This window comes from Bradyrhizobium sp. Kon58, assembly GCF_055807455.1.
In genome coordinates, this window is the sequence record NZ_JBVVOT010000561.1 from 1 (window position 1) to 250 (window position 250).

Below are 250 nucleotides of genomic sequence, written 5' to 3' on the forward strand. Positions count from 1 at the left end.
TGTCTGGCGAAACTCCAGCAAGTCCCGCTGCGCCTCAGGATTATTTTCCAGCAAATGCAACAGAGGGTCGCTAAAGGTCGACCCAAGGGACTCCACGACATAATTGCCGCCACCCTGACGGCTGACCAACAACCCCTTGGCCGCCAGCTTCTGGATCGCTTCCCGCAACGAAGGGCGCGACACGCCAAATTGCTCAGCCAAAGCGCGCTCGGCCGGCAAACGCTCACCCGACTTCAACGTGCCCTCAAGG

At 60.0% G+C, this 250-nt stretch carries 1 protein-coding gene; it reads right to left on the reverse strand.

The window, feature by feature from the left end:
- Positions 1-237, reverse strand: a 237-nt coding sequence (locus AC0L20_RS41505; RefSeq protein WP_473295912.1) for a GntR family transcriptional regulator, incomplete at its 3' end; no start/stop codon positions are given.
- Positions 238-250: the final 13 nt, after the last annotated feature.